General features: G+C 70.0%; 28 protein-coding genes. 5 read left to right on the top strand and 23 right to left on the bottom strand.

Features of this window, described 5'->3' with window-relative positions:
* Nucleotides 1-8: 8 nt before the first annotated feature.
* The 8 genes from QFZ27_RS35925 to paaZ all read right to left on the bottom strand — a co-directional run bounded on the left by QFZ27_RS35925 (nucleotide 9) and on the right by paaZ (nucleotide 7,600).
* On the bottom strand, nucleotides 9-1,187 hold the full coding sequence (locus QFZ27_RS35925) for an IS481 family transposase (protein ID WP_429231513.1): 1,179 nt from the start codon (nucleotides 1,185-1,187) through the stop codon (nucleotides 9-11).
* 280 nt (nucleotides 1,188-1,467) lie between these two features.
* On the bottom strand, nucleotides 1,468-2,595 hold the full coding sequence (gene pqqE / locus QFZ27_RS35920; protein ID WP_429231511.1) for a pyrroloquinoline quinone biosynthesis protein PqqE: 1,128 nt from the start codon (nucleotides 2,593-2,595) through the stop codon (nucleotides 1,468-1,470).
* Nucleotides 2,592-2,876 (bottom strand): pyrroloquinoline quinone biosynthesis peptide chaperone PqqD, encoded by a 285-nt coding sequence (gene pqqD / locus QFZ27_RS35915; protein ID WP_429231509.1) that lies wholly within the window; start codon nucleotides 2,874-2,876, stop codon nucleotides 2,592-2,594. The genes pqqE and pqqD overlap by 4 nt, the downstream gene beginning before the upstream one ends.
* Nucleotides 2,873-3,610: a pyrroloquinoline-quinone synthase PqqC gene (pqqC, locus tag QFZ27_RS35910; RefSeq protein WP_429231507.1), complete on the bottom strand. Its 738-nt coding sequence runs from the start codon at nucleotides 3,608-3,610 to the stop codon at nucleotides 2,873-2,875. The genes pqqD and pqqC overlap by 4 nt, the downstream gene beginning before the upstream one ends.
* Before the next feature lie 13 nt (nucleotides 3,611-3,623).
* Complete coding sequence (gene pqqB / locus QFZ27_RS35905; protein WP_429231505.1) at nucleotides 3,624-4,541, bottom strand: pyrroloquinoline quinone biosynthesis protein PqqB; 918 nt, start codon at nucleotides 4,539-4,541, stop codon at nucleotides 3,624-3,626.
* A gap of 58 nt (nucleotides 4,542-4,599) precedes the next feature.
* A complete protein-coding gene (pqqA, locus tag QFZ27_RS35900; protein WP_034852526.1) occupies nucleotides 4,600-4,680 on the bottom strand; it encodes a pyrroloquinoline quinone precursor peptide PqqA in 81 nt (26 codons plus the stop codon).
* A 551-nt stretch (nucleotides 4,681-5,231) separates the two neighbouring features.
* Nucleotides 5,232-5,495 carry a type II toxin-antitoxin system prevent-host-death family antitoxin gene (locus QFZ27_RS35895; RefSeq protein ID WP_429231503.1) on the bottom strand — a complete coding sequence of 88 codons (264 nt, stop codon included), beginning with the start codon at nucleotides 5,493-5,495 and terminating at the stop codon, nucleotides 5,232-5,234.
* An 80-nt stretch (nucleotides 5,496-5,575) separates the two neighbouring features.
* Nucleotides 5,576-7,600: a phenylacetic acid degradation bifunctional protein PaaZ gene (gene paaZ / locus QFZ27_RS35890; protein WP_429231501.1), complete on the bottom strand. Its 2,025-nt coding sequence runs from the start codon at nucleotides 7,598-7,600 to the stop codon at nucleotides 5,576-5,578.
* Between the two features lie 117 nt (nucleotides 7,601-7,717).
* Between paaZ and paaG the strand changes: the two genes are divergently transcribed.
* Genes paaG through paaK form a run of 3 tightly spaced genes read left to right on the top strand, consistent with a single transcriptional unit; the run spans nucleotide 7,718 to nucleotide 10,284 of the window.
* Nucleotides 7,718-8,512 carry a 2-(1,2-epoxy-1,2-dihydrophenyl)acetyl-CoA isomerase PaaG gene (gene paaG / locus QFZ27_RS35885; RefSeq protein WP_429231499.1) on the top strand — a complete coding sequence of 265 codons (795 nt, stop codon included), beginning with the start codon at nucleotides 7,718-7,720 and terminating at the stop codon, nucleotides 8,510-8,512.
* Nucleotides 8,509-8,961: a hydroxyphenylacetyl-CoA thioesterase PaaI gene (paaI, locus tag QFZ27_RS35880; protein ID WP_429231497.1), complete on the top strand. Its 453-nt coding sequence runs from the start codon at nucleotides 8,509-8,511 to the stop codon at nucleotides 8,959-8,961. Before paaG ends, paaI begins: the two co-directional genes overlap by 4 nt.
* Nucleotides 8,962-8,982: 21 nt before the next feature.
* Nucleotides 8,983-10,284, top strand: a complete 1,302-nt coding sequence (gene paaK, locus QFZ27_RS35875; protein WP_429231495.1) for a phenylacetate--CoA ligase PaaK — start codon at nucleotides 8,983-8,985, stop codon at nucleotides 10,282-10,284.
* Nucleotides 10,285-10,307: 23 nt separating this feature from the next.
* On the opposite strand, the gene QFZ27_RS35870 is transcribed toward paaK, so the two are convergent.
* From QFZ27_RS35870 to QFZ27_RS35815, 12 genes are all read right to left on the bottom strand, one after another.
* Nucleotides 10,308-10,577, bottom strand: a complete 270-nt coding sequence (locus QFZ27_RS35870; protein WP_429231494.1) for a type II toxin-antitoxin system RelE/ParE family toxin — start codon at nucleotides 10,575-10,577, stop codon at nucleotides 10,308-10,310.
* A complete protein-coding gene (locus QFZ27_RS35865; RefSeq protein WP_429231492.1) occupies nucleotides 10,568-10,735 on the bottom strand; it encodes a hypothetical protein in 168 nt (55 codons plus the stop codon). Before QFZ27_RS35865 ends, QFZ27_RS35870 begins: the two co-directional genes overlap by 10 nt.
* Before the next feature lie 63 nt (nucleotides 10,736-10,798).
* A complete protein-coding gene (gene paaE, locus QFZ27_RS35860) occupies nucleotides 10,799-11,881 on the bottom strand; it encodes a 1,2-phenylacetyl-CoA epoxidase subunit PaaE (protein WP_429231490.1) in 1,083 nt (360 codons plus the stop codon).
* A gap of 16 nt (nucleotides 11,882-11,897) precedes the next feature.
* Nucleotides 11,898-12,341, bottom strand: coding sequence for a 1,2-phenylacetyl-CoA epoxidase subunit PaaD (gene paaD / locus QFZ27_RS35855; RefSeq protein WP_429231489.1), 444 nt, complete (start codon nucleotides 12,339-12,341; stop codon nucleotides 11,898-11,900).
* A gap of 248 nt (nucleotides 12,342-12,589) precedes the next feature.
* Complete coding sequence (paaC, locus tag QFZ27_RS35850) at nucleotides 12,590-13,366, bottom strand: 1,2-phenylacetyl-CoA epoxidase subunit PaaC (protein ID WP_429231487.1); 777 nt, start codon at nucleotides 13,364-13,366, stop codon at nucleotides 12,590-12,592.
* Nucleotides 13,366-13,653 carry a 1,2-phenylacetyl-CoA epoxidase subunit PaaB gene (paaB, locus tag QFZ27_RS35845; RefSeq protein ID WP_429231486.1) on the bottom strand — a complete coding sequence of 96 codons (288 nt, stop codon included), beginning with the start codon at nucleotides 13,651-13,653 and terminating at the stop codon, nucleotides 13,366-13,368. Before paaB ends, paaC begins: the two co-directional genes overlap by 1 nt.
* A gap of 14 nt (nucleotides 13,654-13,667) precedes the next feature.
* Nucleotides 13,668-14,651, bottom strand: coding sequence for a 1,2-phenylacetyl-CoA epoxidase subunit PaaA (gene paaA / locus QFZ27_RS35840; RefSeq protein WP_429231485.1), 984 nt, complete (start codon nucleotides 14,649-14,651; stop codon nucleotides 13,668-13,670).
* Nucleotides 14,652-14,833: 182 nt separating this feature from the next.
* The gene (gene paaX / locus QFZ27_RS35835; RefSeq protein WP_429231484.1) at nucleotides 14,834-15,700 is read right to left on the bottom strand and encodes a phenylacetic acid degradation operon negative regulatory protein PaaX; all 867 of its coding nucleotides are present in this window, start codon (nucleotides 15,698-15,700) and stop codon (nucleotides 14,834-14,836) included.
* A gap of 12 nt (nucleotides 15,701-15,712) precedes the next feature.
* The gene (locus QFZ27_RS35830) at nucleotides 15,713-16,351 is read right to left on the bottom strand and encodes a TetR/AcrR family transcriptional regulator (protein ID WP_429231483.1); all 639 of its coding nucleotides are present in this window, start codon (nucleotides 16,349-16,351) and stop codon (nucleotides 15,713-15,715) included.
* A 121-nt stretch (nucleotides 16,352-16,472) separates the two neighbouring features.
* Complete coding sequence (locus QFZ27_RS35825) at nucleotides 16,473-17,465, bottom strand: YihY/virulence factor BrkB family protein (RefSeq protein ID WP_429231482.1); 993 nt, start codon at nucleotides 17,463-17,465, stop codon at nucleotides 16,473-16,475.
* Between the two features lie 66 nt (nucleotides 17,466-17,531).
* Nucleotides 17,532-18,143 carry a LysE family translocator gene (locus tag QFZ27_RS35820; RefSeq protein ID WP_429231481.1) on the bottom strand — a complete coding sequence of 204 codons (612 nt, stop codon included), beginning with the start codon at nucleotides 18,141-18,143 and terminating at the stop codon, nucleotides 17,532-17,534.
* A 218-nt stretch (nucleotides 18,144-18,361) separates the two neighbouring features.
* Nucleotides 18,362-18,835, bottom strand: coding sequence for an Lrp/AsnC family transcriptional regulator (locus QFZ27_RS35815; protein WP_429231479.1), 474 nt, complete (start codon nucleotides 18,833-18,835; stop codon nucleotides 18,362-18,364).
* Nucleotides 18,836-18,992: 157 nt separating this feature from the next.
* Here QFZ27_RS35815 and QFZ27_RS35810 point away from each other — a divergent pair, with 157 nt between their 5' ends.
* Complete coding sequence (locus tag QFZ27_RS35810; protein WP_429231478.1) at nucleotides 18,993-21,083, top strand: transketolase C-terminal domain-containing protein; 2,091 nt, start codon at nucleotides 18,993-18,995, stop codon at nucleotides 21,081-21,083.
* A gap of 1 nt (nucleotide 21,084) precedes the next feature.
* Nucleotides 21,085-22,467: a dihydrolipoamide acetyltransferase family protein gene (locus tag QFZ27_RS35805; protein ID WP_429231477.1), complete on the top strand. Its 1,383-nt coding sequence runs from the start codon at nucleotides 21,085-21,087 to the stop codon at nucleotides 22,465-22,467.
* Nucleotides 22,468-22,624: 157 nt separating this feature from the next.
* Here QFZ27_RS35805 and QFZ27_RS35800 read toward each other — a convergent pair whose 3' ends face one another.
* The 3 genes from QFZ27_RS35800 to QFZ27_RS35790 form a co-directional block, all read right to left on the bottom strand.
* Complete coding sequence (locus tag QFZ27_RS35800; protein WP_429231476.1) at nucleotides 22,625-23,674, bottom strand: S-adenosylmethionine:tRNA ribosyltransferase-isomerase; 1,050 nt, start codon at nucleotides 23,672-23,674, stop codon at nucleotides 22,625-22,627.
* Nucleotides 23,671-24,390, bottom strand: a complete 720-nt coding sequence (locus QFZ27_RS35795) for an SDR family NAD(P)-dependent oxidoreductase (protein ID WP_429231475.1) — start codon at nucleotides 24,388-24,390, stop codon at nucleotides 23,671-23,673. Before QFZ27_RS35795 ends, QFZ27_RS35800 begins: the two co-directional genes overlap by 4 nt.
* 224 nt (nucleotides 24,391-24,614) lie before the next feature.
* Nucleotides 24,615-25,715, bottom strand: coding sequence for a 5-methyltetrahydropteroyltriglutamate--homocysteine S-methyltransferase (locus QFZ27_RS35790; RefSeq protein ID WP_429231474.1), 1,101 nt, complete (start codon nucleotides 25,713-25,715; stop codon nucleotides 24,615-24,617).
* Nucleotides 25,716-25,731 lie beyond the last annotated feature (16 nt).

Raw genomic sequence — 25,731 nt, 5'->3', positions numbered from 1 at the left:
CCCCCTGTTTAGACCGGGGACAAGGTGGACACCTGTTCGGGGACATGGTGAACAGGTTGGGCCATGTTCTGGCGCAGGTCGACCTGCGCCAGAACATGGCTGCGATAGCACAGATCGAAGAGGCCGTCGGTGTCGGTGGCGCGCAGTGCGACGTGGCGGCCGGCGAAGGCCTTCGAGCAGTTGATCTTCTGCCCTTTGAAGCTGATCCAGCCGGTGTCCTGCACCTTGCGGATCTGGGCTTCGGGCTCGTAGTCGGGCGGGGTGATGGCCTCGGGCATTGTGCGCGGGCTCACTTGGTAGCGCTTGGAGGGCGTCTCGAGCTCGATCGCCTGGTGCGGCCGGTGGGTGTTGTAGACCTCGCGCCAGGCGTCGAAGGCGGCCTGGGCCTGGGTGAGGTCCCGGAACCGGTAGCCGTCGAGCACCTCGGACTTGAGCGTGCGGTGGAAGCGCTCGTCCTTGCCTTGGGTTTGGGGATGGTAGGGCCGGCCGTGGCTCACCGCGACGCCCAGGTCGAGCAGCCAGACGGTCAGCACCGTGTACTGCGCCGACCCGCCCGTGCCCCAGGGCGGGCCATTGTCCATCAGCATCCGCCAGGGCAGGCCGTAGCGTCGGAACACCCGGACCAGTCGCTCCTGCACGGTCTCGCTCGTCTCGTTGCCGCAGGCGCCGATCTCCAGCGAATAGCGGGAGTGGTCGTCCAGCACCGTCAGCGGATGGCAGCGCCCCGCCTCCAGCGCGAAGTGGCCCTTGAAGTCCATCTGCCACAGGTCGTTCGGCGCCGCATGCTCGAACCGCACCCAGTCGCGCCGCTCCCCCGCCCGCGGACCGTCCAGCTTCCCGTGCCGCCGCAGAATCTCGGTGATCGTCGAGACCGCCGGCGGCACAAGTCCCTCCCGCTCCAGCACTCGGCGGATCTTCCGGCCGCCCCAGGCCGGATGCGCCGCACGCTCCGCCAGCACCCGCGCCTCCAGCTCCGCCGGTGTCTTCCCCGGACTGCCTCGCGGCCGACGCGACCGCTCCGCCAAGCCCTCGGCTCCTTCCTCCCGATAGCGCTCCAGCCATTTGTACCCTGCTGTCCGACCGACACCGAACCGACGGCACAGCTCCGATATGTTCGCATCCGGCATCAGCGCCAGCCGGCAGAACTCTTCCCGTTGCGACATGCGCGAACACTCCCGAAACGGCATACGGCCTCCTTCGCCTCATGCCGTAAGTGTTCACCATGTCCCCGAACACCTGTTCACCATCTCCCCGGTCCATACACCTTCGCGGGAGGGGTAGGGGGGGAGGGGGCTGTCGATCAAAGAGAGCCGGCGGCAATCATCCAGGCCGATTGCCGGCTCTGGCGATGTTTGATTCCAGCCCTGGCAGGACCAACCCCTCCCCTGGCCCCCTCCCGCAAGGGGAGGGGGAGAGTAAAAACCTCATCGTCTGAATAGAAGGGGGCGCAGCAGGGTGGACCCGCAATTACCCCTGCCGGACCGGCTCCGCGGGCCCCCGCATCCGGCGATAGACGAAATCCGGCGGTGCCTCGCTGTGCGCCGCGGTCTGCGCCAGGCCCAGCATGGTGTCGTGGAACGGCGACAGCACGCAGGCCGGGTCGGTGGCGTCGGCCTGGCCGGTCAGTGCCAGGGCCTGGCAGCGGCAGCCGCCCCAGTCGACCTCACGCTGGTCGCAGCTGCGGCACGGCTCCGGCATCCAGGCGGTGCCGCGGAAGCGCTGGAACGCGTCCGATGCCGCCCAGATCCGGGCCAGCGGCTTGTCGCGCACCGATTCGAAGCCGAGGCCGGGGATGGTCTCAGCGGCATGGCAGGGCAGCACGCGGCCGGCGGGGGTGATGTTCAGGAAGCGGCGGCCCCAGCCGCCCATGCAGGCCTTCGGCCGGCGGGCATAGTAATCCGGCACGACATAGTCGATCACCAACGCGCCGTGCAGCCGCTGCCGCGCCGCCTCGACCACGGCGCTGGCGGCGTCCAGCTGCTCGCGGCTCGGCATCAGCGCGTCGCGGTTGTGCAGGGCCCAGCCGTAATACTGGACATGCGCGACCTCGATCCGGGCGGCGCCGAGCTCGACCGCCAGCTCGATCATCTCGCCCAGGCGGTCGAGATTCTGCCGGTGGACCACGGCGTTCAGGGTCAGCGGCAGGCCTTCCTCCCGCACCCAAGCGGCGAAGGCCAGCTTCTTCGGCTGCGCCCCGGGATAATGGCCGATGCGCTCGGCCGACTGCACATCGGTGTCCTGGATGCTCAGCTGGGCGTGGTCCAGCCCGGCCTCGACCAGGCCGTGGAAGCGGTCGCGGTCTATGGCGACGCCGGAGGTGATCAGGTTGCTGTACAGCCCCGCGTCACGCGCGCCGCGGATCAGCACCTCCAGGTCGCGTCGGACCGTCGGTTCGCCGCCGGAGAAATGCACCTGCAGGATGCCCAGCTCCGCCGCCTCGCGGAGCACCCGCAGCCACTCCTCGGTCGACAGCTCGTCCCGCGCCCGGTCCATCTCCAGCGGGTTGGAGCAGTAGGGGCACTGCAGCGGACAGCGATGGGTCAGCTCCAGCAGGGCGGCGAGCGGGGGCTCGGGGCGGGGGGCGATGTGGTTCATGGCGCCAGGATCCGCTTGGCCGTCAGGTCGTCGATCAGCTCCACCACGTCGCTCTCGACCTCGCCCGGATCGGCCTCGAAGCTCCGGGCCAGGTCGGCGACGATCTCGGCGACGGTGGCGGTGCCGTCGCAGCGCCGGACGATCTCATGCGCGGTCTCGTCCAGCAGGATCACCCGCTCCGGCGCCAGCACCACCCAGCTCTGCCGCGCCTCGTCCCAGCGCATCCGCGACCCGGGCGCGAGCCGCGGGCGGGAAAGTGCGGCTTCGGGCGCTGTGCTCACCGCCGCCCTTCGGGCACGAAGGCGCCGGGCGGGATGTTGCCGGGCTCGACATAGGCGTGGTGCAGCGCGTCCAGCTGGGCCCACAGCACGTCGCATTTGAAGATCAGCGCGTTCATCACGTCCTGCTGCTGGTCCGGACGCCGAGCCTCGCGCTTGACGTAGTCGAGGGCGAAATCGGCGTCGCGCGGCGCCTGCGACAGGCGCTTGTCGAAATAGGCCAGGGCTTCGCGCGACACGAAGTCGTAATTCGCCAGCATGCCGGCGACGCGGTTGCCGATGATGCCCGGCGCGAACAGCTCGGTCAGCGACGACGCGACGGCCTCCAGCAGGGTGCGGTCGCGCACGAAGCGGACATAGGCATCGACCGCGAAGCGGGTGGCCGGCAGGATGCCGCGGCCGTCGATCACCGCGGCCCGGTCCAGGCCCAGCGCGTCGGTCAAATGCAGCCAGCGGGCGATGCCGCCTTCGCCTTCCTGGTCGCCGTCATGGTCGACCACCCGCTGGCGCCAGGCGCGGCGCAGCTCGGGATCCTCGGCGCGCGACATCAGGGCCGAATCCTTCAGCGGGATGCGGCTCTGGTAGTAGTAGCGGTTCAGCGCCCAGGCCTGCACCTGGCCGCGATCCAGCTTGCCGCCATGCAGCAGGGCGTGGAAGGGGTGGCGGTCATGGTACCGCTCGCGCCCGATCGCGCGCAGCGCCGCTTCGAGCTGGTCGGGGGTCATCAGGTCAGCCATCGGCTCGTCGTCCTCACAGCGCGATCTCCATGCCGTCCTCCGCCACCTCCCAGCCGGATCGGGCCAGGATAGCGCGTTCGGGCGAATCCTCGATCAGGACCGGGTTGGTGGTGTTGACATGGATCAGGACCCGGCGCTTTGCGTCAATGTCGGTGAAGGCGGCGATGGTGCCGTCCGGCCCGTCGATGCTCATATGGCCCATCCGCCGGCCGGTCTTGGTGCCGACGCCGGTGGTGATCAGCTCGTCGTCGCGCCACAGCGTGCCGTCGAAGAACACCAGCGGCGATCCCTGCAGCCGGGCCCGCAGCTGGGGCGTCATCGCGGCGCAGCCGGGGATGTAGTGGAACCGCATGCCGTTGGCGGCGATCTCCAGCCCCAGCGTCTCGTCCGGCGCGCCGGACAGGTCGTCGCCGGCCTGGCCCTCCAGATACAGTGGCACCTTGCCCGGCACCGGGAAGGCGGTGACGGTCAGGCCCAGCCCGCCGCCGGGGCCGGCGATGGGGAAGGGGCCGGTCTGCGCCACCGCATGGCGCTCGACGGAACGCGGGCTCAGCGCGTCGAAGATCGGGTTGGCGGCCAGCGCGGCCAGCACCGGCGGCGCCGCCCACAGGGCGAAGGGCTGGGATTCGCGCATCGACAGCAGCCCGGCGACATGGTCGATCTCGCCGCTGGTCAGGATCACCGCCGCGATCGGGGAATGCCGCAACCCGTCCTGCGGCCACAGTGCCGGCGTGGCCGCCACCTGCTGCCGGAAGTCGGGAGAGGCGTTCAGCAACAGCCAGCGCTCGCCGTCCGCACTGACGGCGAGGGAAGCCTGGGTGCGCACCTTGGCGCGCAGACTGCCGGTCCGCACCCCCCTGCTGGTGGGCGCGTTGCAGTTCCATTGCGGAAAACCTCCGCCGGCGGCGGAACCGAGGACGACGATGCGCATGGTCTCAGCCCCGCTTTCCGCAGCCTCGCCGGATCCGCCGCGTGGCGGAGGGTGTCCGTTACACGGTCGCGCAGGCGTAGGCGTTGATTTCGCAGCCCACGGAGATTTCGCGGATCTTCGGTGTCTTCCAGCGCTTCATGAGGCTCCTCCGATCAAGGGTCAGCTCTCTCAGGGTGACGCCCCGGCCGAGCCTTTGGTTCCCGGACGGACGCATCACCGGCATGATGCGCCTTCCACGCGTCAGGGGAATACTACTTTAGAGCCATTCCAGGCGTTTCTTGTCGCAGCGACGGGCGACAAGGCCCGGCAGTTCACTCGGTCCGGGGGACGAGTTGCGCCCGCCGTTGCTTCCGCAGTTCGAGAAAGCGGTCCCGTATCGCGCGAAACAGCCTGGGCGGCAGAAATCCATAAGTGGCGCCGGCCGGCCCTTTGTCTCGTGGGAACCGCAGATCGGGTCCAGGCCAATAGAACACATTGGCTTCGGTCAGAATGACCCATGAACGCTCACCGTCGAGCCTGAGATGCTCTTTGACGGCCAGCGGGATTTCGATGCCGTCTTCCGGCCGGGCCGGCGCCGAAGGAGCACCGCGCAGGGCCGATCCTTCTCTCCCTCCTCCCGGCCGGCGCGGGCAGCTTCCTCCCAGAGATAGGCATAACGGATGACGAGGCCGGGCGCCGGCGTCGGCCAGGTCACGAGGGCTTGTCATCCAGCAAGGAGTCGAGATGGGCATGCTCTGCCGGGACTTCGGCGCCCGCGATCAGCTCGGCATCCTCGTCCGTCACATCTTCGACCCGAACCACGCGACGATCCCGGCTCTTGAGGCGCTCATATTCCTCGGCCGAGAGCATGACGAGCCGGTCTCGCCCATTCTTGGTGATGGTGACGGGTTCAGAGAGGGCGCGATCCGCGAGGGCGCCCCAGCGCTTGATGAAGTCTGCGGTCGTGACACGCATGCAGCAACCACCATATTTGAACTATCTGCAAAATATGGATTCTGCAGATAGTTCTCAACCCTTGGAGACTCTTTCCTCCATTAAGCCGCCGCCGGCCGCGCACTCATCGTCAGCAGATCATAGCGGGCGACGGTCTCGTCGGCCTGGTTGAACACCTCGACGTCCCAACGGACCTCGCCGTATTCCGGCATGCGGGCGGCGGTCTTGCGCTTGACCGTCAGCCGCACGCGGATCGAGTCCCCGGGCGACACCGGCTTCAGGAAGCGCAGGTTGTCGAGGCCGTAATTCGCCAACAGCGGCCCGGGCGCCGGATCGACGAACAGGCCGGCAGCGAAGGACAGGATCAGATAGCCATGCGCCACCCGGCCGGGGAAGAACGGGTTCGCCTTGGCCGCCTCCTCGTCCATATGGGCGTAGAAGGCGTCGCCGGTGAACGCGGCGAAATGCTCGATGTCCTCGATGGTGATGGTGCGGGCGGCGGTCTCCACCGTCTCGCCGACCGCCAGCTCCTCATAGTTGCGGCGGAACGGATGGGTGGCCGGGACCGGCGCCGGGGCGCCCTGCAGCCAGGTCCGGGTCAGGGCCGACAGGCGGGCGGGCGATCCCTGCACGGCGGTGCGCTGCAGGTAATGGTGCACGCCGCGGATGCCGCCCAGTTCCTCGCCGCCGCCAGCGCGGCCGGGGCCGCCATGCACCAGCCCGGGCAAAGGCGAGCCATGGCCGGTCGACTCCCCGGCGCAGTCGCGGTCGACCACCAGGATGCGGCCGTGGAACGGCGCCAGGCCGAACACCAGCGCCTCGGCCACGGCGTCGTCATGGGTGAAGACCGAGGCCACCAGGCTGCCCTCGCCGCGGCGCACCAGCTCGACCGCTTGGTCCAGGCTATCATAGGCGATCACCGTCGCCACCGGCCCGAAGGCCTCGACGCTGTGTACCTTGCGCGCCCGGGCCGGATCGGTGCAGCGCAGCAGCACCGGGCTCATGAAGGCGCCGCCCAGGCCGTCGGCCTTCGGGTCGCCGACCACCACCTCGGCCTCCGCCGCCAGCTCGGCGATGCGGGCGCGGACGTCGTCGCGCTGGGCGATGCTGACCAGCGGGCCCATCCGCGTGCCCTCGTGCCGCGGGTCGCCGATGGCGAGGCCGGACAGCTTCTGCGCCAGGGCGGCGATGACGTCGCGCTCCAGCGCGCGCGGCACCAGAATGCGGCGGATGGCGGTGCATTTCTGCCCGGCCTTCGCCGTCATCTCGCGCATCACCTCCTTGACGAACAGGTCGAACTCCGGCGTGCTCGGAATCGCGTCCGGGCCCAGCACCGCGGCATTCAGTGAATCCCGCTCGGCGACGAAGCGCACGGCGTTGCGCGAGATCGCCGGGTGGTTGCGCAGCGTCTCCGAGGTCTCGAGCGACCCGGTGAAGGCCACCAGGTCCTGGCCGGTCAGGTGGTCCAGCAGGTCGCCGGCGCTGCCGGCCACGAATTGCAGGGCGCCCGCCGGCAGGATGCCGGACTCGACGATCAGCTTGACCAGCGCCTCGGCGACATAGGCGGTGGCTGAGGCCGGCTTGGTGATCACCGGCACGCCCGCCAGGATCGCCGGCGCCAGCTTCTCCAGCAGACCCCAGCACGGGAAGTTGAAGGCGTTGATGTGGACCGCCACGCCGGTCAGCGGGGTCAGCACATGGACGCCGATGAAGCTGCCGCCTTTGGACAGCCGCTCGACCCCGTCCTCCAGCAGGAAGCGTTCGCTCGGCAGCTCGCGGCGTCCGCGCGAGGCATAGGCGAAGATCGTGCCCAGACCGCCATCGATGTCGATCAGGTTGTCGCGCCGCGTCGCCCCGGTGTCGGCGGCCAGCGCATAGAGAGGCTCCTTGCGCTCGGAGAGGTACAGTGCCAGCGCCTTCAGCAGGTCGGCGCGCTGATGGAAGGTCAGCCGCCGCAGCGCCGGGCTGCCGACCTCGCGGGCATGGCGGACCATCGCCGCGAAGTCCAGGCCGCGGCTCGACAACCGGGCCACCACCCGCCCGTCGATGGCACTGGCGATGTCGGCCAGCCCTTCGGTCGGGGCGGTCCACCGGTCCTCGGCGTAGTTCTGCAGGATGGCGATCATGGCGTCCTCCCGATCACCCGGTCGGTTGGCGATTGACAGGCCGGGTTGCGGGCCTAAGAATTAACCGATCGATCGTTCAATTCAATAGGCCCGGCGCAACCGGCCCGCTCGAGGAGGATGCCCGTGGAGCCAACGGTCCTGGTCGACCGCCGCGACGGCTGGAGCGTCCTGACGCTCAATCGCCCCGACCGGCTGAACGCCTTCACTGAGGAGATGCATCGCGCTCTGGCCGAGGCGCTGGCCGGGATCGAGGACGATGCCGGTTGCCGGGCGGTGCTGCTGACCGGGGCTGGGCGCGGCTTCTGCGCCGGGCAGGACCTCAACGACCGCGCCACCAGCGGCGAAGCGCCCGATCTCGGCGCCACGCTGGACGGGCTGTACAACCCGCTGATCCGCCGCCTGCGGGCCCTGCCGAAGCCGGTGGTGTGCGCCGTCAACGGCGTCGCCGCCGGCGCTGGCGCCAACATCGCTTTGGCCTGCGACATCGTGCTGGCCACGCGTTCCGCCAAATTCATCCAGTCCTTCGCCAGGATCGGCCTGGTGCCCGATTCCGGCGGCACCTATGCGCTGCCGCGGCTGGTCGGCGCCGCCCGCGCCCGCGGCCTGGCGCTGCTGGCCGAGCCGCTGCCGGCGGAGAAGGCGGAGGAATGGGGCCTGATCTGGAAGGCGGTGGACGACGACGCGCTGAGGGCTGAGGCCGAGGCGCTGACGGCCCATCTCGCCATCCAGCCGACCCAGGGGCTGGCGCTGATCAAGCAGGCGCTCGATGCCTCCGCCGGCAACAGCCTCAACGCCCAGCTTGACCTCGAGCGCGACCTGCAGCGCCGAGCCGGGCGCATGCCGGACTATGCCGAGGGCGTTCGCGCCTTCATCGAGAAGCGGCCGGCCAGGTTCACGGGGCAGGCGGAATGAAGGCGACGACGGGAGCGGAGGCCGAGGCGGTCGCCCAGGCCGCGGCCGAGACGATGTGGCGCGACGACGGCGCCAGCCGGGCGCTGGGCATGGAGATCCTGGAGGTCGGCCCTGGCCGGGCGCGGCTGGCCATGACCATCCGCCCGGACATGACCAACGGCCACGGCACCGCCCATGGCGGCTTCATCTTCACCCTGGCGGATTCGGCCTTCGCCTTCGCCTGCAACTCCGCCGGCGAGCGCACGGTGGCGGCGCATTGCAGCATCACCTTCCTGCGCCCCGGCGCGCTCGGCGACCGGCTGGTTGCGACGGCGCGGGAGGTGTCGCGCTCCGGCCGCTCGGGCCTCTACGACGTCAGCGTGGCGGTCGGCGAGACGGTGATCGCCGAGTTCCGTGGCCATTCCCGCACGGTCGGCGGCTGGTTCATCGACCGGCCGACTGAAGGCTAAGAAGAGCACAGGGAGGGCACGATGGCGACGATCGCGGGGCTGGACGCGGCCGAGCGGGCCTCGCGCGACGAGATCATGGCGCTGCAGCGCGACCGGCTGTCCTGGTCGCTGCGCCACGCCTATGACAATGTCCCGCACACCCGACGGACCTTCGACGCGGCCGGGGTGCACCCTTCCGATTTCCGCGACCTGCCGGACCTGGCGAAGTTCCCCTTCACCACCAAGCAGGATCTCCGCGACAACTACCCCTTCGGCCTGTTCGCGGTGCCGCGCGAGCGGCTGGCCCGCATCCACGGCTCCTCCGGCACCACCGGCAAGCCGATCGTGGTCGGCTACACCCAGGCCGATCTCGACATGTGGGCCTCGGTGATGGCGCGGTCGATCCGTGCCGCCGGCGGCCGGCCGGGGATGATGGTGCATGTCGCCTATGGCTACGGCCTGTTCACCGGCGGCCTCGGCGCCCATTACGGGGCGGAGCGGCTGGGCTGCACCGTGGTGCCGATGTCGGGCGGCATGACCGAGCGCCAGGTCCGGCTGATCACCGATTTCCGGCCCGACATCATCATGGTGACGCCCAGCTACATGCTGGCGCTGCTGGACGGCTTCCGGGCCCAGGGGCTCGACCCGCGCGACAGCTCGCTGCGCTTCGGCATCTTCGGGGCGGAGCCCTGGACCAACGCGATGCGGCAGGAGATCGAGCAGGACTTCGCCCTCGACGCCACCGACATCTACGGCCTGTCCGAGGTGATCGGCCCCGGCGTCGCCCAGGAATGCGTCGAGACCAAGGACGGGCTGCATGTCTGGGAGGACCATTTCCTCCCTGAGGTGATCGACCCGGTCACCGGCGCGGTGCTGCCGGACGGCGAGATCGGCGAGCTGGTCTTCACCTCCCTGACCAAGGAGGCGTTCCCGGTCATCCGCTACCGCACCCGCGACCTGACCCGCCTGCTGCCCGGCTCGGCCAGGCCCGGCATGCGCCGGATGGAGAAGGTCGCCGGCCGCTCCGACGACATGATCATCCTGCGCGGCGTCAACGTCTTCCCGACCCAGATCGAGGAGGCGCTGCTGGCCTGCGACTGGTGCGGCGGCCATTTCGTCATCGAACTCAGCCGCCCCGGGCGGCTGGACGAGATGACGGTGCTGGCCGAGGCCCGGCCGGAGGCCTGGGATGGAGCGGGCCTCGTTGTTGCGGCCGAGCGGCTGACGCTGCGGATCAAGGATACGGTCGGGATCTCCGCCCGGGTGGTGATCCAGCCGCCCGGCACGATCGAACGCTCGGCGGGCAAGGCCAGGCGGGTGATCGACAAGCGGCCGAAGGGGTAGGGGGCGGGCTCCGCGGATCGGCGTCAGCGGTCCTGCGCTCCGTGCCATATCCGGAGGATTTCAACTGCGGCCGGCGTGATCCGATAGACAATCACATAGGGCCAAAAGGCTGTGAGTTCCCGAGTCTGAGGGACGATCCCAGGCCGGCCTCGTTCAGGGAGGTACTCAAGCCGATCACATGTCGCGATGAGCTGGACCGCGACCCGGGTGGCCGCGAACGGGTTGTGCTCGCCGATATAGCTTCGGATGTTCGCCAGATCCGCCAATGCGTCCGCAGTGAGGACTACGGGCATTCAGGCGGTGGCAGCTCGTCCTTGGTGCCCCAGGACAGCAGCCAGCGCCGCACGTCCTCATACGGGACAACCTTGCCCGCGTCGGCAGATGCAATCCCTTCCTGGATCGCCTTGCGCTTGGCGGCGATCTCAGGATCCTCGGGCGGATCGATCTGCACGGGCTTCGTCATACCCTCAAATATAGGCTCGATACGGCCGGATGACCATGCCGAGGTTCACGGTCACATCTGGTCGTAGTCGACCACCACCCGGTCGGTCTTGGGATGGGACTGGCAGGTCAGGATGAAGCCGGCCTCGAGCTCCCAGGGCTCCAGCGAGTAGTTCAGGTCCATCGCCGCCTCGCCCTCGACCAGCTTGGCCCGGCAGGTCGAGCACATGCCGCCCTTGCAGGCATAGGGCAGGTCCATGCCGGCGCGCAGGGCCGCGTCCAGGATGCTCTCGCCGTCGGCCACCGGCACCTCGCGGCGCTTGCCGTCGACGGTCAGCACGGCGGTGCGGCTTGGCGCGTCGGGCGCAGGGGCGACCGGCTTCGGCCGCGGCCGGCCGCCGAGGGCGGAGACGAACAGTTCGACATGCACCTTCTCCGGGGCGACGCCCAGCTCCGCCAGCACCGCCGCGATTTCTCGGCTCATTGCTTCGGGGCCGCAGAGATAGACCTCGTCGACCGCCTCGGCCGGCACCACCAGCCGCAGCAGGCGACGCACCTTGTCGCCGTCCAGCCGGCCGGAGAGGATCGGCAGGTCCTGCTCCTCCTGCGACAGCACGTGGAACACCGAGAGCCGGCCGAGGAAGCGGTCCTTCAACTCCTCCAGCGCCTCGCGGAACAGGATCTCGGCGGTGGAGCGGTTGCCGTAGAACAGGAAGAAGCGGCTGTCCGGCTCGCGCGCCAGCACGCCGCGCAGGATCGACAGCACGGGGGTGATGCCGGAGCCGGCGGCGAAGCCGACATGGATCCGCGGCCGATCGAGGATGCAGGGCACGCCGAAGCGGCCGGTCGGGGTCATCACCTCGATCGCGTCGCCGGCCGTCAGGGTGCGGTTGACCCAGTCGGAGAAGACGCCGCCCTCGACCCGCTTCACCGCGATCCGCAGCTCGCCGTCGTCGGGGCCGGAGCAGATCGAATAGGAGCGGCGCAGATCCTCGCCGTCGATGGTGGCGCGCAGGGTCAGGTACTGGCCGGGCGCGAAGCGGTAGTCGGCGTCGAATTCGCCCGGCACGTCGAAGGCGATCGAGACCGCATCGGCCGTCTCGCGCCGCAGGTCGCGGATGGTCAGGCGGTGGAAGCGCGGCGCGGCGGCGGACATCGATGGCTCCCGGCCGTCAGTGGCACTTGAAATAGTCGAAGGGCTCGCGGCAATCGGTGCAGCGCCACAGCGCCTTGCAGGAGGTCGAGCCGAACTCCGACAGGCGTTCGGTACGGGCCGAGCCGCACTGCGGGCAGGGCACGGATTCCTCCCCGAACAGGGCGCGTCGGCCACCGCCATCCTGCGGCGGGGCGACACCATAGGCGGCCAGCTTGCGCCGCCCTTCCGGCGTCAGCCAGGCGGTAGTCCAGGCCGGCGACAGCACGGTGCGCACCTGCGCGCCGCCGATGCCCGCGCGCTCCAGGGCCAAACCGATCTCCAGCGCGATCACGTTCATCGCCGGGCAGCCGGAATAGGTTGGGGTGATCGCCACCTCGACCTGCCCGTCGCGCACCGTCACGTCGCGCAGGATTCCGAGATCGGCGATGGTCAGCACCGGCAGCTCCGGGTCGACTACCACGGCCGCGGCCTCCCAGGCGCGCCGGCGAAGCGCCGCCGTTTCTTTCTGAGTCCCCCCTCCCCCTGCGGGAGGCGGGTAGGGGGAGGGGGGTGTCTCAGCCCGAACTGCCGGAGCGTCGGGATGGGTCGGCTCAGACGCCGATGGCGGCTTGGACTCTTCGCGCGCGGACGCGCGCAGGCCCCTCCCCCTATCCCCCTCCCGCAAGGGGAGGGGGGACTTAGAAGGAGCAACTGAGATAGATGGCGTCGTCACCACTTCGCCCCCGGATAGGTCCGTGGCAGGACCTGCATCTCGCTTAGCAGATGGCCGAGATGTTCGCTGTGCCGGCCGTCGCGGCCGCCGCGCTGGGACCAGCCGGCGGAAGGGGTCGCCAGTGTCGCCTCGGCCAGCACCGCGGCCACGGTCGCGGACCAGGTCTCGCGCAGGCTCTCCGGATCGACCGCGACGCCCTGCGCGACCAACTCGCTTTCGCCCTCGTCCGCTACGAACGCCTCGCCGGTGTAGGGCCAAAGCTCCTCCACCGCACCTTGAGCCCGGGCGTGGCTCTCTGGGGTGCCGTCGCCGAGGCGGATCACCCATTCCGCGCTGTGGCGCAGATGATAGGCGCTCTCCTTCTCCGACTTTGCGGCGATCGCCGCCAGGGTCGGGTCGGCCGAGCCCGTCATCGCCCGCCAATAGGGGTCGGCGAAGGCGGAGTAGAAGAACTGCCGGACGATGGTGCGGGCGAAGTCGCCATTCGGCTGCTCGACCAGCAGCAGGTTGCGGTACTGCCGCACGTCGCGCAGATAGGCGTAGCGGTCCTCGTCATTGCCGGCGGCCTCGACTTCGGCGGCATAGGTGTAGAGGGCGCGGGCCTGGCCGATCAGGTCGAGCCCGATATTGGCCAGGGCCATGTCCTCTTCCATCATCGGCGCGTGGCCGCACCATTCCGACAGGCGGTGACCCAGGATCAGGGCGTCGTCGGCCCGCGCCAGGGCGTAGCGGACCAGCGGCGTTTCGGCGACGGTGATCGAGCCAGCGGCCATCACATATGCCCGATCTCGTCGGGCACGTCGTAGAAGGTCGGGTGGCGGTAGATCTTGCTGGCCGCCGGCTCGAACATCAGGCCCTTGTCGGCGGGGTCGGAGGCGGTGATGGCGTTGGACGGCACCACCCAGATCGACAGCCCCTCGCCGCGGCGGGTGTAGAGGTCGCGCGCCGCCTGCAGCGCCATGGTCGGGTCGGCCGCGTGCAGCGACCCGACATGCTTGTGCGCCAGCCCGTTGCGGCTGCGGATGAAGACTTCCCAGAGCGGAAAATTCTGCGTGGTCATGGCGTCTTCTCCCGTCAGGCGGCGGCGCGGATGCGGCGCTTCTCGGCATAGGCCAGCGCGGCTTCGCGCACCCAGGCGCCGTCGTCATGGGCCTTGCGGCGCGCCGCCATCCGGTCGCGGTTGCACGGGCCGTTGCCGGCCAGCACCTGCTTGAACTCGTTCCAATCGATGGCGCCGTGCTCCCAATGCCCGGTCTCGGCGTTGAGTTTCAGCTCCGGATCGGGCGGGAACAGGCCGATGAACTGCGCCTGCGGCACGGTGGCGTCGATGAACTTCTGGCGCAGCTCGTCATTCGAGAAGCGCTTGATCTTCCATTTGGTCGAGGTGTCGCTGTGCTGGCTGGCCGAATCCGGTGGGCCGAACATCATCAGGCAGGGCCACCACCAGCGGTCCAGCGCGTCCTGCGCCATCGCCTTCTGCTCCGGCGTGCCGCGGGCCAGCGTGACCATGATCTCGTAGCCCTGGCGCTGGTGGAAGGACTCCTCCTTGCACACCCGGATCATGGCGCGGGCATAGGGGCCGTAGGAGCAGCGGCACAGCGGGATCTGGTTCATGATCGCGGCGCCGTCGACCAGCCAGCCGATGGCGCCGATATCGGCCCAGGTCAGGGTCGGGTAGTTGAAGATCGAGGAGTATTTCGCGCGGCCGGACAGCAGCTGGTCCACCAGCTCCTCCCGCGCCGTGCCCAGCGTCTCGGCCGCGGCGTAGAGGTAGAGGCCGTGGCCGCATTCGTCCTGCACCTTGGCCAGCAGCGCCGCCTTACGCCGCAGCGTCGGCGCCCGGGTGATCCAGTTGCCCTCCGGCAGCATGCCGACGATCTCGGAATGGGCGTGCTGGGAAATCTGGCGCGTCAGGGTCTTGCGATAAGCCTCCGGCATCCAGTCGTTCGGCTCGATCCGGTCCTCGGCGTCGATCCGCTCCTGGAAGCGGGCGGCGAGGGCGACGTCCTCGACAGGCTTGGCAGCGGGATCGGTGGTGTTGAGGGCCTGCGTGTACATGGCGTCCTCCCTGATCTTGACCAGATCATATGTCACAGAAAAATTAGTGGTCAAGATTTTTCGTAACATATTGAGGCATGGGAACCGCTCCCCGTCATCGCGAGCCGACGCGGTGATCCAGGGCCGCTCGGGCTGCCCTGGGTCGCCTCGCTTTCGGCTCGCGATGACGAATAGGGGCTTTACTATCGGAACCGCTGCAGCAGCTCCGGCCCGGGTGGGGGCAGGGGGCCGGATTCCGCTTGGCCGTGGGCGTCGAGCCAGCGTTCCGAGGCCGGCAGCAGACGGTGGTAGAGGTCGGCGCAGAGGGCGCGGGCGGCGGTGCCGGGCCAGTCCGGCGGCAGCAGGTCGGCCGGCAGCACCGGGTCTCGCAGGACGATGCGGCGCCAGGCATGGATCAGGAGGATGCGGGCGATGAAGCTGTCCTGGTCGGACAGCGCACCACCCCCCGCCAGCGCCGCGCGCAGCGGCTCGAACCCCTCGAGGAAGCGGCGATAGGCGGAGGCGGTCTGGTCCAGCGGCCAGCTCAGCGCCGCCAGCCTGCGCCGTGTCTCGGCATCGGCCGAGGCGTCCAGCCGCAGCGTGTCGGCCACCGCCGGCGGGATCGCGGTCCCGGCCGGCGCCACCCAGACGCCCGGCGCGGCGCTGCCGAAGCCGGCGTCCTGCAGGGCAGTCCGCGCGGCCTCCCGGTCGCCGCCATTGCCCAGCAGCACCAGCTCGAAGCCACTGCCGGGCGGCGGCGGATGGGCGTTGTAGATGTGCTCGGTGGCGGTCCGGAACGTCTCCCGCCCGTGCTCGGCCAGGCGGTAGAAGCTGTTGCGGCCGATCCGGCTGCGCTCCAGCCAGCCATCGGCCGCCAGCCGCGACGTCGCCGTCCGCACCACCCCGTCGCCGATGTCGAGCGCGTGCAGGACGGCGGACAGGGTGCCGAGCCACAGCGACCCGCCGCGCGGCACGATCGCGTCACCATAGATGGTGATGATGATCGACCAGGTGCGCGACGGCTCGGCCTTCAGGCTCTCCAGGATCCGGCGCAGGGCGGTGCGGGGCATGGTGGGAGGCGGTCAGGCGGTTTCCATCCGCCGGCGGGCCTTGTCCTGCACCGCGGCCACGGCGTCGGCGGCGCCGGACAGGACCAGCTGGGTCGCCAGCCGGGCATAGTCGGCGCGGCTCAGCCCCTTGCCTTCGCGGAACCAGAGATAGTGCCAGTTCAGCATGCCGAACAGCGACATGGTCAGCGGCATCAGCAGCGTGCGGTCGGATCCGACCTGCGGCACCGCCGCGGCCAGCGCGTCGGCGAAGATCCGCACCAGCGTCCGCTCCATCTCCTTCAACTGCTCCTGCTGCTCCGGCGGCAGCAGCTTCAGGCTGGTGATCTGCACCTGGTGCTCGGCATCGGCGTCGCGATAGGCGTCGAGCAGGGCGGCGACGATCGCATGCAGCCGCTCGCGGGCGCTGGCCCGGGTGGCCGCGGCCTCCTCCACCGCCGCGACCAAGGTCGACAGATGGTCGGCCAGGATGTCGAACAGCACCGCGTCCTTGTCGCGGTAATAGTGGTACAGCAGCGCCTTCGAGATGCCGCAGGCCTCGGCGATCTTGGTGATCGAGGCGCCGGTGAAGCCGTGCCGGGCGAACAGCTCCGCCGTCCGGTGCAGGATCGCCCGCCGCTTGTCGTCGTAATCATGGGCGCGGGTGCGGGCCATGGCCTCCGGTCCGTTCACGTGTTGTCGACGCGACCAGCCTCGGGGCATCGCGGCCGCAGATCAAGAATTCTCTGAACGCTCGATCAATGAATTCCCGAGATGCCGTCGGCGGGCGGGGCGATCATCCGTCCGATGCGTCGCCGCGCCAGGGCCTGGTCTTCCCGAGCGTGTCGGCCATCACGGCGCCGCGTTCGCCCATCGGCTTGTCGCCGTCGACGGTGCTGTCGCGGGCGGTCTGGTGCTCCATCTCGGCGTTCAGCTCGGCGCCGATCAGGAAGACGACGGTCGAGAGCCAGATCCAGGTCAGGAAGCCGACCACCGCCCCGAGCGATCCGTAGGTCGCGCCATAGCTGTCGAAGCGGGCGACGTACCAGGAGAACAGCATCGATCCGCCGATCCAGACCAGCGCCGCGAGCGCGCTGCCCCAGCTGATCCATTGCCAGCGCGCCTCCCGGCGGCTCGGTCCGAACCGGTACAAGAGCGACAGCCCGACGACTGTCAGCACCAGCAGCGCGGGCCAGCGCAGCAGCCAGACCAGAGTGCCGGCAGTCGATCCGAGGCCGACGAAATTGAGAACGACCGGCACGACGACGACGCCGATGAGGGCGAGGACGACGAAGACGAGGGCGAGCGCGGTGAACAGCAGCGAGATGGCGTTCAGCCGGAAGAAGCCGCGCTTCTCGGTTTCGTCATAGACGACGTTCAGCGCATCGAACAGCGCCTTCATCCCGGCATTCGCGCTCCACAGCGAGATGGCGAGGCCGGCGAAGAAAGCGAAGCCCAGGGCCTGCGGCGGTTGGCTGGCCAGGCGGTGCAGCTGGCCGCCGATCACCTCCATCCCGCCGCTCGGCAGGATGAAAGCCAGCTCGGCGATGTCCCGCTCGACCGTGGCGGGGGCGGCCACGAAGCCGTACAGCGACACGATCACGCCGATCGCGGGGAACAGGGCCAGCAGGGCGTAATAGGCGACGCCGGCGGCGAGGGCGAAGACGCGGTCGTCGTCGATCTCGGCCCAGACCCGCCACAGGATATCCAGCCAGCCGCGCCGCGGGATCTCGACCGGCGACCGTGCGTCGCGGCCGCGCCCGTCTTCCGTCGACAGCGACGTTGCCATCGCGTTCCCCACCGATACCGGACCTCTCAGGTCGAACGGCAGGGAGAGCGAGGGCGTTCCGTGGGATCAGCGCTCGGCCAGGGCCAGCTTGGCGCCGAGGGCGACGAAGGCGGCGGCGAAGCTGCGGCGCATCCAGGTCATCACCCGCGGCCGCGAGATCACATGGTCGCGCATCGCCGCGGCGAACAGGCCGTAGACGGCGAAGACCGCGAAGGTCATCAGCATGAACACGCCGCTCAGCTCCAGCATCCGGGCCAGCGGCTGGGCCTCGCCGGCGCTGACGAACTGCGGCAGGAAGGCGACGAAGAAGATCGAAAGCTTCGGGTTCAGGATGTTGATCAGGATCGCGGTCACCGTGACCTGCAGCGCCGACCGGCCGCCGACCTGCTTCTCGACCTTCAGCGCGCCGTGCTCGCGCAGCGTGTTGAAAGCCATCCACAGCAGATAGGCGACGCCGAGATATTTGAAGATCTCGAAGGCCAGGGCGCTGGTGTGCAGCAGCGCCGCCAGCCCCAGGATCGCCGCCGCCATATGCGGCACGATGCCGAGGGTGCAGCCGAAGGCCGCGATCACGCTGGCGCGCGATCCCCGGGTCAGCCCGGCGGCGATGGTGAACAGCGCGCCGGTGCCGGGCGAGGCGACGATGATGAACGAGGTGATCAGGAACTCGATGCTCACGCCGGCACTCCTCCCCAAGTCTGCGGCCGCCACGATGCCCGGGCGCGGCCGGACGGGCAAGGGCGGCCTACACCGGGATCGCCATCCCCCTTTTTGTCATTGCCGGGCTTGACCCGGCAATCCAGAGGCCACCCAGAGCGGCGTCGACATTTCCTGGATGCCCGGGTCAAGCCCGGGCATGACAAAAAGGGGTGAATTGGAGCAGCGGCTCCAAAGCCTCAGACCGGAATCGCCACGCTGTTCTTGATCTCGCGCAGGGCGAAGTTCGAGCTGATGTGCTGCACCGCAGGGCTGGTGAACACCACCTCCTTCAGGAACTTCTCGTAGTCCAGCGGGCTGCGGGTGACGATCCGCAGGATGTAGTCGGCCGAGCCGGTCATCGAATAGAACTCCAGCACCTCCGGCCGCTCGGCGATCTTGCGCTCGAACGCCTCGATCTCATCGCCATTGTGCTTGGCCAGGGTGACATGGGCGAAGGCGGTCTCGCCGTAGCCCAGCCGGGCGGGATCGACCCGGGCGACGTAGTCCTTGATCACGCCGCGCTCCTCCAGCGCCTTCAACCGCCGCCAGGTCGGCGAGGTCGACAGCCCGACCGCATCCGCCAGCTCCTGCACGCTCTGACGGGCGTTGCGCTGCAGCGCCGCCAGGATGGCGCGCTCGAACCGGTCCAGCTCCTCGGCATCCGCAGGCATGAAACCTCCTCGATCCTCATGATCCAGGCAAATCATACCTCACATTGGCGCGATCTGCGCCGACATCGGCAAAACTTTTCCCCGAATCCGTCGCATCCTTTTCCTGGAGATGCGCGCCTAGCGCGTCCGGTCGGAAACCCAGCAGAAGGACGACCCGGTGACCGCTCTCGCCTTCCAGCAGCCCCGCCTCCTGGCGAATGCGCCCGACCCCGGCTTCGACTGGCGCCGCGTCGCCCATCTGCTGCACCTCTCCCGCGCCCTCGACGCGCTGGAGGAGACGGTGCTGGCGCCGCAGAAGAAGGTGTTCTACCAGTTCTCCGCCCGCGGCCACGATCTGGCGCAGATCCTGCTGGGCACCCGGCTGACCGACCCGCGCGACGCGGTCTGCGGCTATTACCGCTCCCGTCCGATCCTGCTGACCCTGGGCGTCGACCTGGTGGACGCGCTCGGGTCGTCGATGGCGCGGGACGGGGGCTATTCCGCCGGTCGCGACATCGGCGTGGTGTTCAACTTCCCGAATCCGGCCGGCCCGTCGGCGCTACCGATGTGCGGCGGGGTCGGCACCCAGTACACCCCGGCCGCCGGCTGGGCCCAGGCGCTGGAATACGGCCGCACCGTGCTGCATGACCCGGCCTGCGACCGCGCCATCGCCGTGGTGCTGGGCGGCGACGCCTCGGTCGCCACCAACGGCTTCTGGTCGGCGCTGACCATCGCCACCACCCAGCGCCTGCCGGTGCTGTTCCTGATCGAGGACAATGGCTACGGCATCTCGGTGCCGTCGCGGTTCCAGACCCCGGGCGGCGACATCGCCGCCAACCTCGCCAGCTTCCGCGGCCTGCACATCCTGGCCGGCGACGGCACCGACCCGGTCGAGGCGGCGCGGCTGGCCGATGCCGCCGTCGCCCATGTCCGCGACCGCAAGGGCCCGTGCCTGCTGCGGCTGAGCGTGCCGCGGCTGGAGGGGCACAGCTTCCAGGACACCCAGGCCTACAAGCCGGCCGAGACCGTGGCGGCGGAATGGGCCCGCGACCCGCTGCCCAAGTTGAAGCGGTTCCTGGTGCCGGCGGTCATGGAGGCAGCCGAGTGGGACGCGCTCGCCGCCGAGGCCGGGGCGCAGGTCGAGGCTGCGCGGGCCCGGGCCGAGGCGCGCGCCGCCCCTGATGCCGCCACGGTGACCCGGCATGTCTTCTCCGAGGCCGAGCCGCAGGCGATGGGCGGCCTGCGCGGCGAAGGCATCGTCCCTGCCGCCGGCAGCGACACGCCGCAGCCGGACGGACCGCGGATCAACATGGTCACCGCCATCCGCCGCGTCCTGGACCACGAGCTGTCGGTCAATCCGCGCATGGTGTTGCTGGGCGAGGACATCGGGGCGAAGGGCGGCGTCCATGCCGTGACGCTGGGCCTGCAGGAGAAATTCGGTGCCGACCGGGTGATGGACACCAGCCTGTCGGAGGAGGGCATCGTCGGCCGGGCCGTCGGCATGGCGCTGGCCGGGCTGCTGCCGGTGCCGGAGATCCAGTTCCGCAAATACGCCGACCCGGCGGCGGAGCAGATCACCGATTGCGGCACGATGCGCTGGCGCACCAACAACCGCTTCGCCGCGCCGATGGTGCTGCGCATGCCGGTCGGGTTCCTGAAATGCGGCGACCCCTGGCACAGCCAGACCAACGAGGTGCAATTCGTGCACGCGCCGGGCTGGAAGGTGGCGGTGCCGTCCAACGCCGAGGACGCGGTCGGGCTCTTGCGCGCGGCGCTGCGTGGCGACGACCCGGTGATGTTCCTCGAGCACCGCGCCATGCTCGACGCCGCCTGGGCCAGGCGGCCCTATCCCGGCGACGGGTATGTGCTGCCCTTCGGCCAGGCCCGGACCACGATGGAAGGCAGCGACCTTACCATCGTCACCTGGGGCGCGATGGTCGAGCGGGCGGAGGCGGCGGCGCGGGCCAGCGGCCGGTCGGTCGAGGTGATCGACCTGCGCACGCTGATGCCGTGGGACAGCGCCGCGGTGCTGGCCTCGGTGACGCGCACCCGGCGCTGCCTGATCGTGCATGAGGACCTGCGCACCGGCGGCTTCGGCGCGGAGATCGCGGCGGTGGTGGCGGATGAGGCGTTCATGGACCTCGACGCCCCGGTGGCGCGGTTGACCATGCCGGACATTCCCAGCCCGCACAATCCGGTGCTGCTGGAGGCCGCGGTGCCGTCGGTCGACGGCATCCGTGACAAGATCCTCGCGCTGACCGGATTCTGACATGGCCGACATCATCGAGGCGGCGGCGGTGGACGTGCTGGCGCCGGTCCAGCAGGAAGGCACCAAGGCGGCGGTGCGCGGCTGGCTGGCGGCCGTGGGCGACACGGTGCGCGAGGGCGATCCGCTGGTCGAGCTGGAGACCGACAAGGTCACGGTCGAGGTCCCGGCTCCGGCCTCCGGCACGCTGGTGGAGATCGTGGTCGAAACCGACCAGGACGCCGCGCCGGGGGCGGTGCTGGGAAGGATCGGAACCGCCGCCGATGACAGTTTCTTAGTCCCCCCTCCCCTCGCGGGAGGGGGGCAGGGGGAGGGGGCTGCGCGCGTCCGCGCGCGAAAGGCCGACGACCTCGACACGTTGAATCAACCCGGCGTTGATCCCAGCGGCGACAACCCCCTCCCCCTATCCCCCTCCCGCGAGGGGAGGGGGGACTCGGATGGAGCGAGCGGAAGCGCGGAAGCGTCCCCTGCTGCGAAGTCCATCGCCGAGTTCGACCCGGCGCTCCGCCTGTCGCCCTCGGTCCGCAAGCTGCTGGTCGAGACCGGACTCAATCCCGCCGGGCTGAGCGGCAGCGGCAAGGACGGGCGGCTGACCCGCCAGGATGTCGAGGAGGAACTGGCCCGCCGCAAGGCCCGGCCGGCCGCCCCGGCCGCCGAGGCGAAGCCGGCTCACGGCGGTGCCATCCTCCGCTCCCGCCGCATACCGCACGATTCCATGCGCCGCCGCATCGCCGAGCACATGGCGCATTCCGTGGCCACGGCACCGCATGTCACCGCCGTGTTCGAGGCCGATTTCGGCGCCGTGCTGGCGCATCGCCAGGCGCACAAGGCAGCGTTCGAACGCCAGGGCGTCGCCCTGACCGTCACCGCCTATCTGGTCCAGGCCTGCGTCGCGGCGATGAAGGCGGTGCCCACGGTGAACAGCCGTTGGCACGAAGACGCGCTGGAGGTGTTCGACGACGTCAATATCGGCATCGGCACAGCGCTCGGGGAAAAGGGGCTCGTGGTGCCGGTGGTGCACCAGGCGCAGTCGCTGTCGCTGCTCGGCATCGCCGCGCGGCTGCAGGAGGCGACGGCTCTGGCCCGGTCCGGCAAGCTGGCGCCGGCCGATGTCCAGGGCGGCACCTTCACCATCTCGAACCACGGCGTCTCCGGCTCGCTGCTGGCGGCGCCGATCATCATCAACCAGCCGCAGGTCGCGATCCTCGGCGTCGGCAAGGTCGAGAAGCGGGTGGTGGTGCGCGAGGTGAGCGGTGCCGACGCCATGCTGATCCGGCCGATGGCCTATGTCTCGCTGACCATCGACCACCGCGCTTTGGACGGCGCCCAGACCGACGCCTGGCTGACCCGCTTCGTCGAGACGATCGAGACCTGGCCGGCGGAGTGACGGCACGGCCGGCGCCGCCCCCTCACCCGAAATCGCTGCGCGATTTCGACCTCTCCCCAAGGAGAGGCAAGGGGAGCCGTCCTCCTTTCCCTCTCCTCGGGGAGAGGGAGGGGCCCGCCGCGTTGGCGGCGGGAGGGTGAGGGGGAGAGCTGGCGGTTCAGGCCGCGATCGATCCCGAGGCACGAGCCTGCCGCCGCAGCAGCATCACGTCGCCGAACTCATGGCCGCGATAGCCCTCGGCGGCGAGGGCGGCCGGCAGGCCGTCCAGCACCCCGTCTGGGGCGAAGGCGCGCAGCAGTTCGAAATGGCTCTCGCCCGGCTGGTGCATGCCGGTGAGAAGGGCATCGACCACACGCAGCCGCGTTGCGGGACCGATGCGGTTGGCGGCGATGCCGTCGCCGGCCCGGATCGTGCCGTCGGGTACCGCCGCGGCTTCGAGGGCACGGACCACGGTGGTGCCGATGGCGACCACCCGTCCGCCCGCCGCTCTCGCCCGGGCGATCGCCGCGGCGGTCGGCTCCGGGATCCGGTAAGGTTCGTCGAAGGGCAGGCGGCGGTCGAGCGCCGGGTCGCCGGTCGAGGAGATGCCGGCGGCATGGGTCAGCGTGGCGAAGCCGACGCCATGCTTCCGCCAGGCGGCGAGCAGCGCCCAGTCCAGCGCGAAGCCGGCCGAGGGCGGCTCGAACGCCACCGGATCGGCGGCGATGCGGGTCCAGACATCCCACAGCGCCAGCGGCTGCGGCACATGAGCGTACTGGATCGGCCGTCCGTGCCGCGCCAGCCCAGCCAGCACGGCGTCGCGGCGGCCGAGGAAGCGCAGCTGGAGCAGCCGCGGGTGGTCCAGCATGCGCTCGACCACAGCCGCCAGCGGCCCGAGCGCCAGCGGGTCGCCGGCGGAGAGCGGTGGCGGCGCCGGCCGATCCTCGGTGCGGATGCGGTGGTCGCCGGCGCCGAAGGCCACGGCCACGAAACGTGTCGGGTCGCTCGGCGTCACCCAGCCGGCCAGCCGCAGCTCGACCGGGTTCTCGCTCTCGTGATGCCAGCCGCGCAGGCTCGCCGGCAGGGTGGCGGCATCGTTGGCGACGACCAGGTCGCCTGGAACCAGCAGCGTCGCCAGGGCCGCGCGCGGCAGGTGCCGGGTCCGGCCCTCGGCGTCGACGGCGCAGAGCCGGGCGGCGGGCCGGTCGGGACTATCGGCGGCGATCATGCGTCCACCCGCTGCTCGGTGGCGCGGCCCGAAAGTGCGGCCAGCACCGCCTGCACGATCTCCGAGGCCGAGAGCTCGGGCATCTTGAGGGTCGAGGGATCGGCGTCGGGCACGGCCAAGGCGTGCAGCGGCGTGTCCATGTCGCCTGGGTCGATCGACAGGAAGCGCACACCCTCGTCCCGGGCCTCCTCGGCCCAGATCGCCGTCAGGTGGCGCAAGCCCGCCTTGCTGGAGCCGTAGGCGCCCCAGCCGGCATAGGCGCTCACGGCGGCGTCGCTGGAGATGTTGACCACCACCGCGCCGCGGCCCTGGCGGGCGGAGGCGGCGAGGGCGCCGAACAGCGCCTTGGTCAGCCGGAACGGCCCGACCAGGTTGACCGCCAGCGCCTGCTCCAGCGCCTCGCATTCGGTGTCCGCCAGAAGGGCGAGCGGGATCGGGCCGAGGCTCGAGGCGTTGTTGATCAGCACGTCGAGCCCGCCCAGCCCGGCGGTGATCTGCAGCGCGATCGGGTGGATGTCCTCCTTGCGGCCGACATCGCCGACGATGCCCTGGGCGCCGGTCTCGCGCGCGGTGCGGGCCACGGCCTCGGCGTCGCGGGCGACGAAGGCCACGCGAGCGCCCATCGCGGTCAGCAGCCGCACCAGGGCCAGCCCCAGGCCGGAGGTGCCGCCGGTGACCGCCACGCGCAGCCGCCGCAGATCGGTGTCGATAAGCATGATGGATGCTCCTGTCGTCGGGAGCCTCCATCGGTACAAGTTCAAGCGGGCTTTAGGTCAAGAGAGTTTCGTAAGGAAAGGCTTGGTTAATTATGGCGCAGGCACCGCAACCCAAAACCGTCATGGCGAGGCGCGGAGCGCCGTGGCCATCCAGGGCTGCTCGCATTGGCCCTTGGATGGCCACGCCCCTTCGGGGCTTGCCATGGCGAAGGAGGGGAGGCCGCCTATCCCCAAACCTCCCGCGCGATCTCCACGATCATCGTCAGCTTCGCCCATTGCTCGTCCTCGGCCAGGACGTTACCCTCCTCGGTGCTGGCGAAGCCGCATTGCGGGCTGAGGCACAGCTGGTCGAGGTCGACGAACTTGGCTGCCTCGTCGATCCGGCGCTTGATGTCGTCCTTCCTCTCCAAGGTCCCAGTCTTGGAGGTCACGAGGCCCAGCACCACGGTCTTGCCCTTGGGCAGGAAGCGTAGCGGCTCGAACCCGCCGGCGCGCTCGGTGTCCCATTCCATGAAATAGCCGTCGGCGCCGATCTCGTTGAACAGCCGCTCCGCCACCGGCTCGTAGCCGCCCGAAGCGATGAAGGTGGAGCGGAAATTGCCGCGGCAGAGATGCATGGTGATGGCCATGTCCTTCGGCCGGCCGGCGATGGCGGCGTTCAGCATGGCGGCATAGATCCCCGGCTGCTTGACCGGGTCGTCGCCGCGCTCGGCCAGCATGCGCCGCTGGTCCGGGTCGCAGAGATAGGCGAAGCTGACATCGTCGAGCTGCAGGTAGCGGCAGCCTTCTGCGGCGAAGGCGGCGACCGCGCCGGCATAGGCCCGGCCGAGATCGGCGTAGAACGCCTCCATCTCCGGATAGACGGTCGCGTCGATCACCTGCCGGCCGCCGCGATAGTGCAGCATGCTGGGCGACGGGATCGTCATCTTCGGCACCCGGGCGGTGTTCGCCTTCAGGAAACGGAAATGCTCCAGCATCGGGTGGCCGGTGAAGCCGAGCTTGCCCGTCACGCGGATGCCCTTCGGCTTCACCTGGGCGCCCTGGAACTGGATGCCGTGGTCGGCCCAGTAGCCCTCGACGCCGTCGAGATGCTCGAGGAAGTCGAAATGCCAGAAGGCGCGGCGGAACTCGCCGTCGGTGACGGAATCGAGGCCGATCTCCTCCTGCCGGCGGATGATCTGGCGGATCTCCTGGTCCTCGACCGCATGCAGCTCGCCGGCGGAGATGGCGCCCTGCTCGTGCTGGGCGCGGGCGGCCTTCAGGGGTGCGGTGCGCAGCAGGCTGCCGACCATGTCGGCGCGGAAGGGCGGGGTCTGGCGCGGCATCGGGGTTCCTCCTTGG

It is taken from the genome of Inquilinus ginsengisoli, from assembly GCF_050434925.1.
GTDB lineage: Bacteria > Pseudomonadota > Alphaproteobacteria > DSM-16000 > Inquilinaceae > Inquilinus > Inquilinus ginsengisoli_B.
This window is presented reverse-complemented; position numbering and strand designations above follow the sequence as displayed.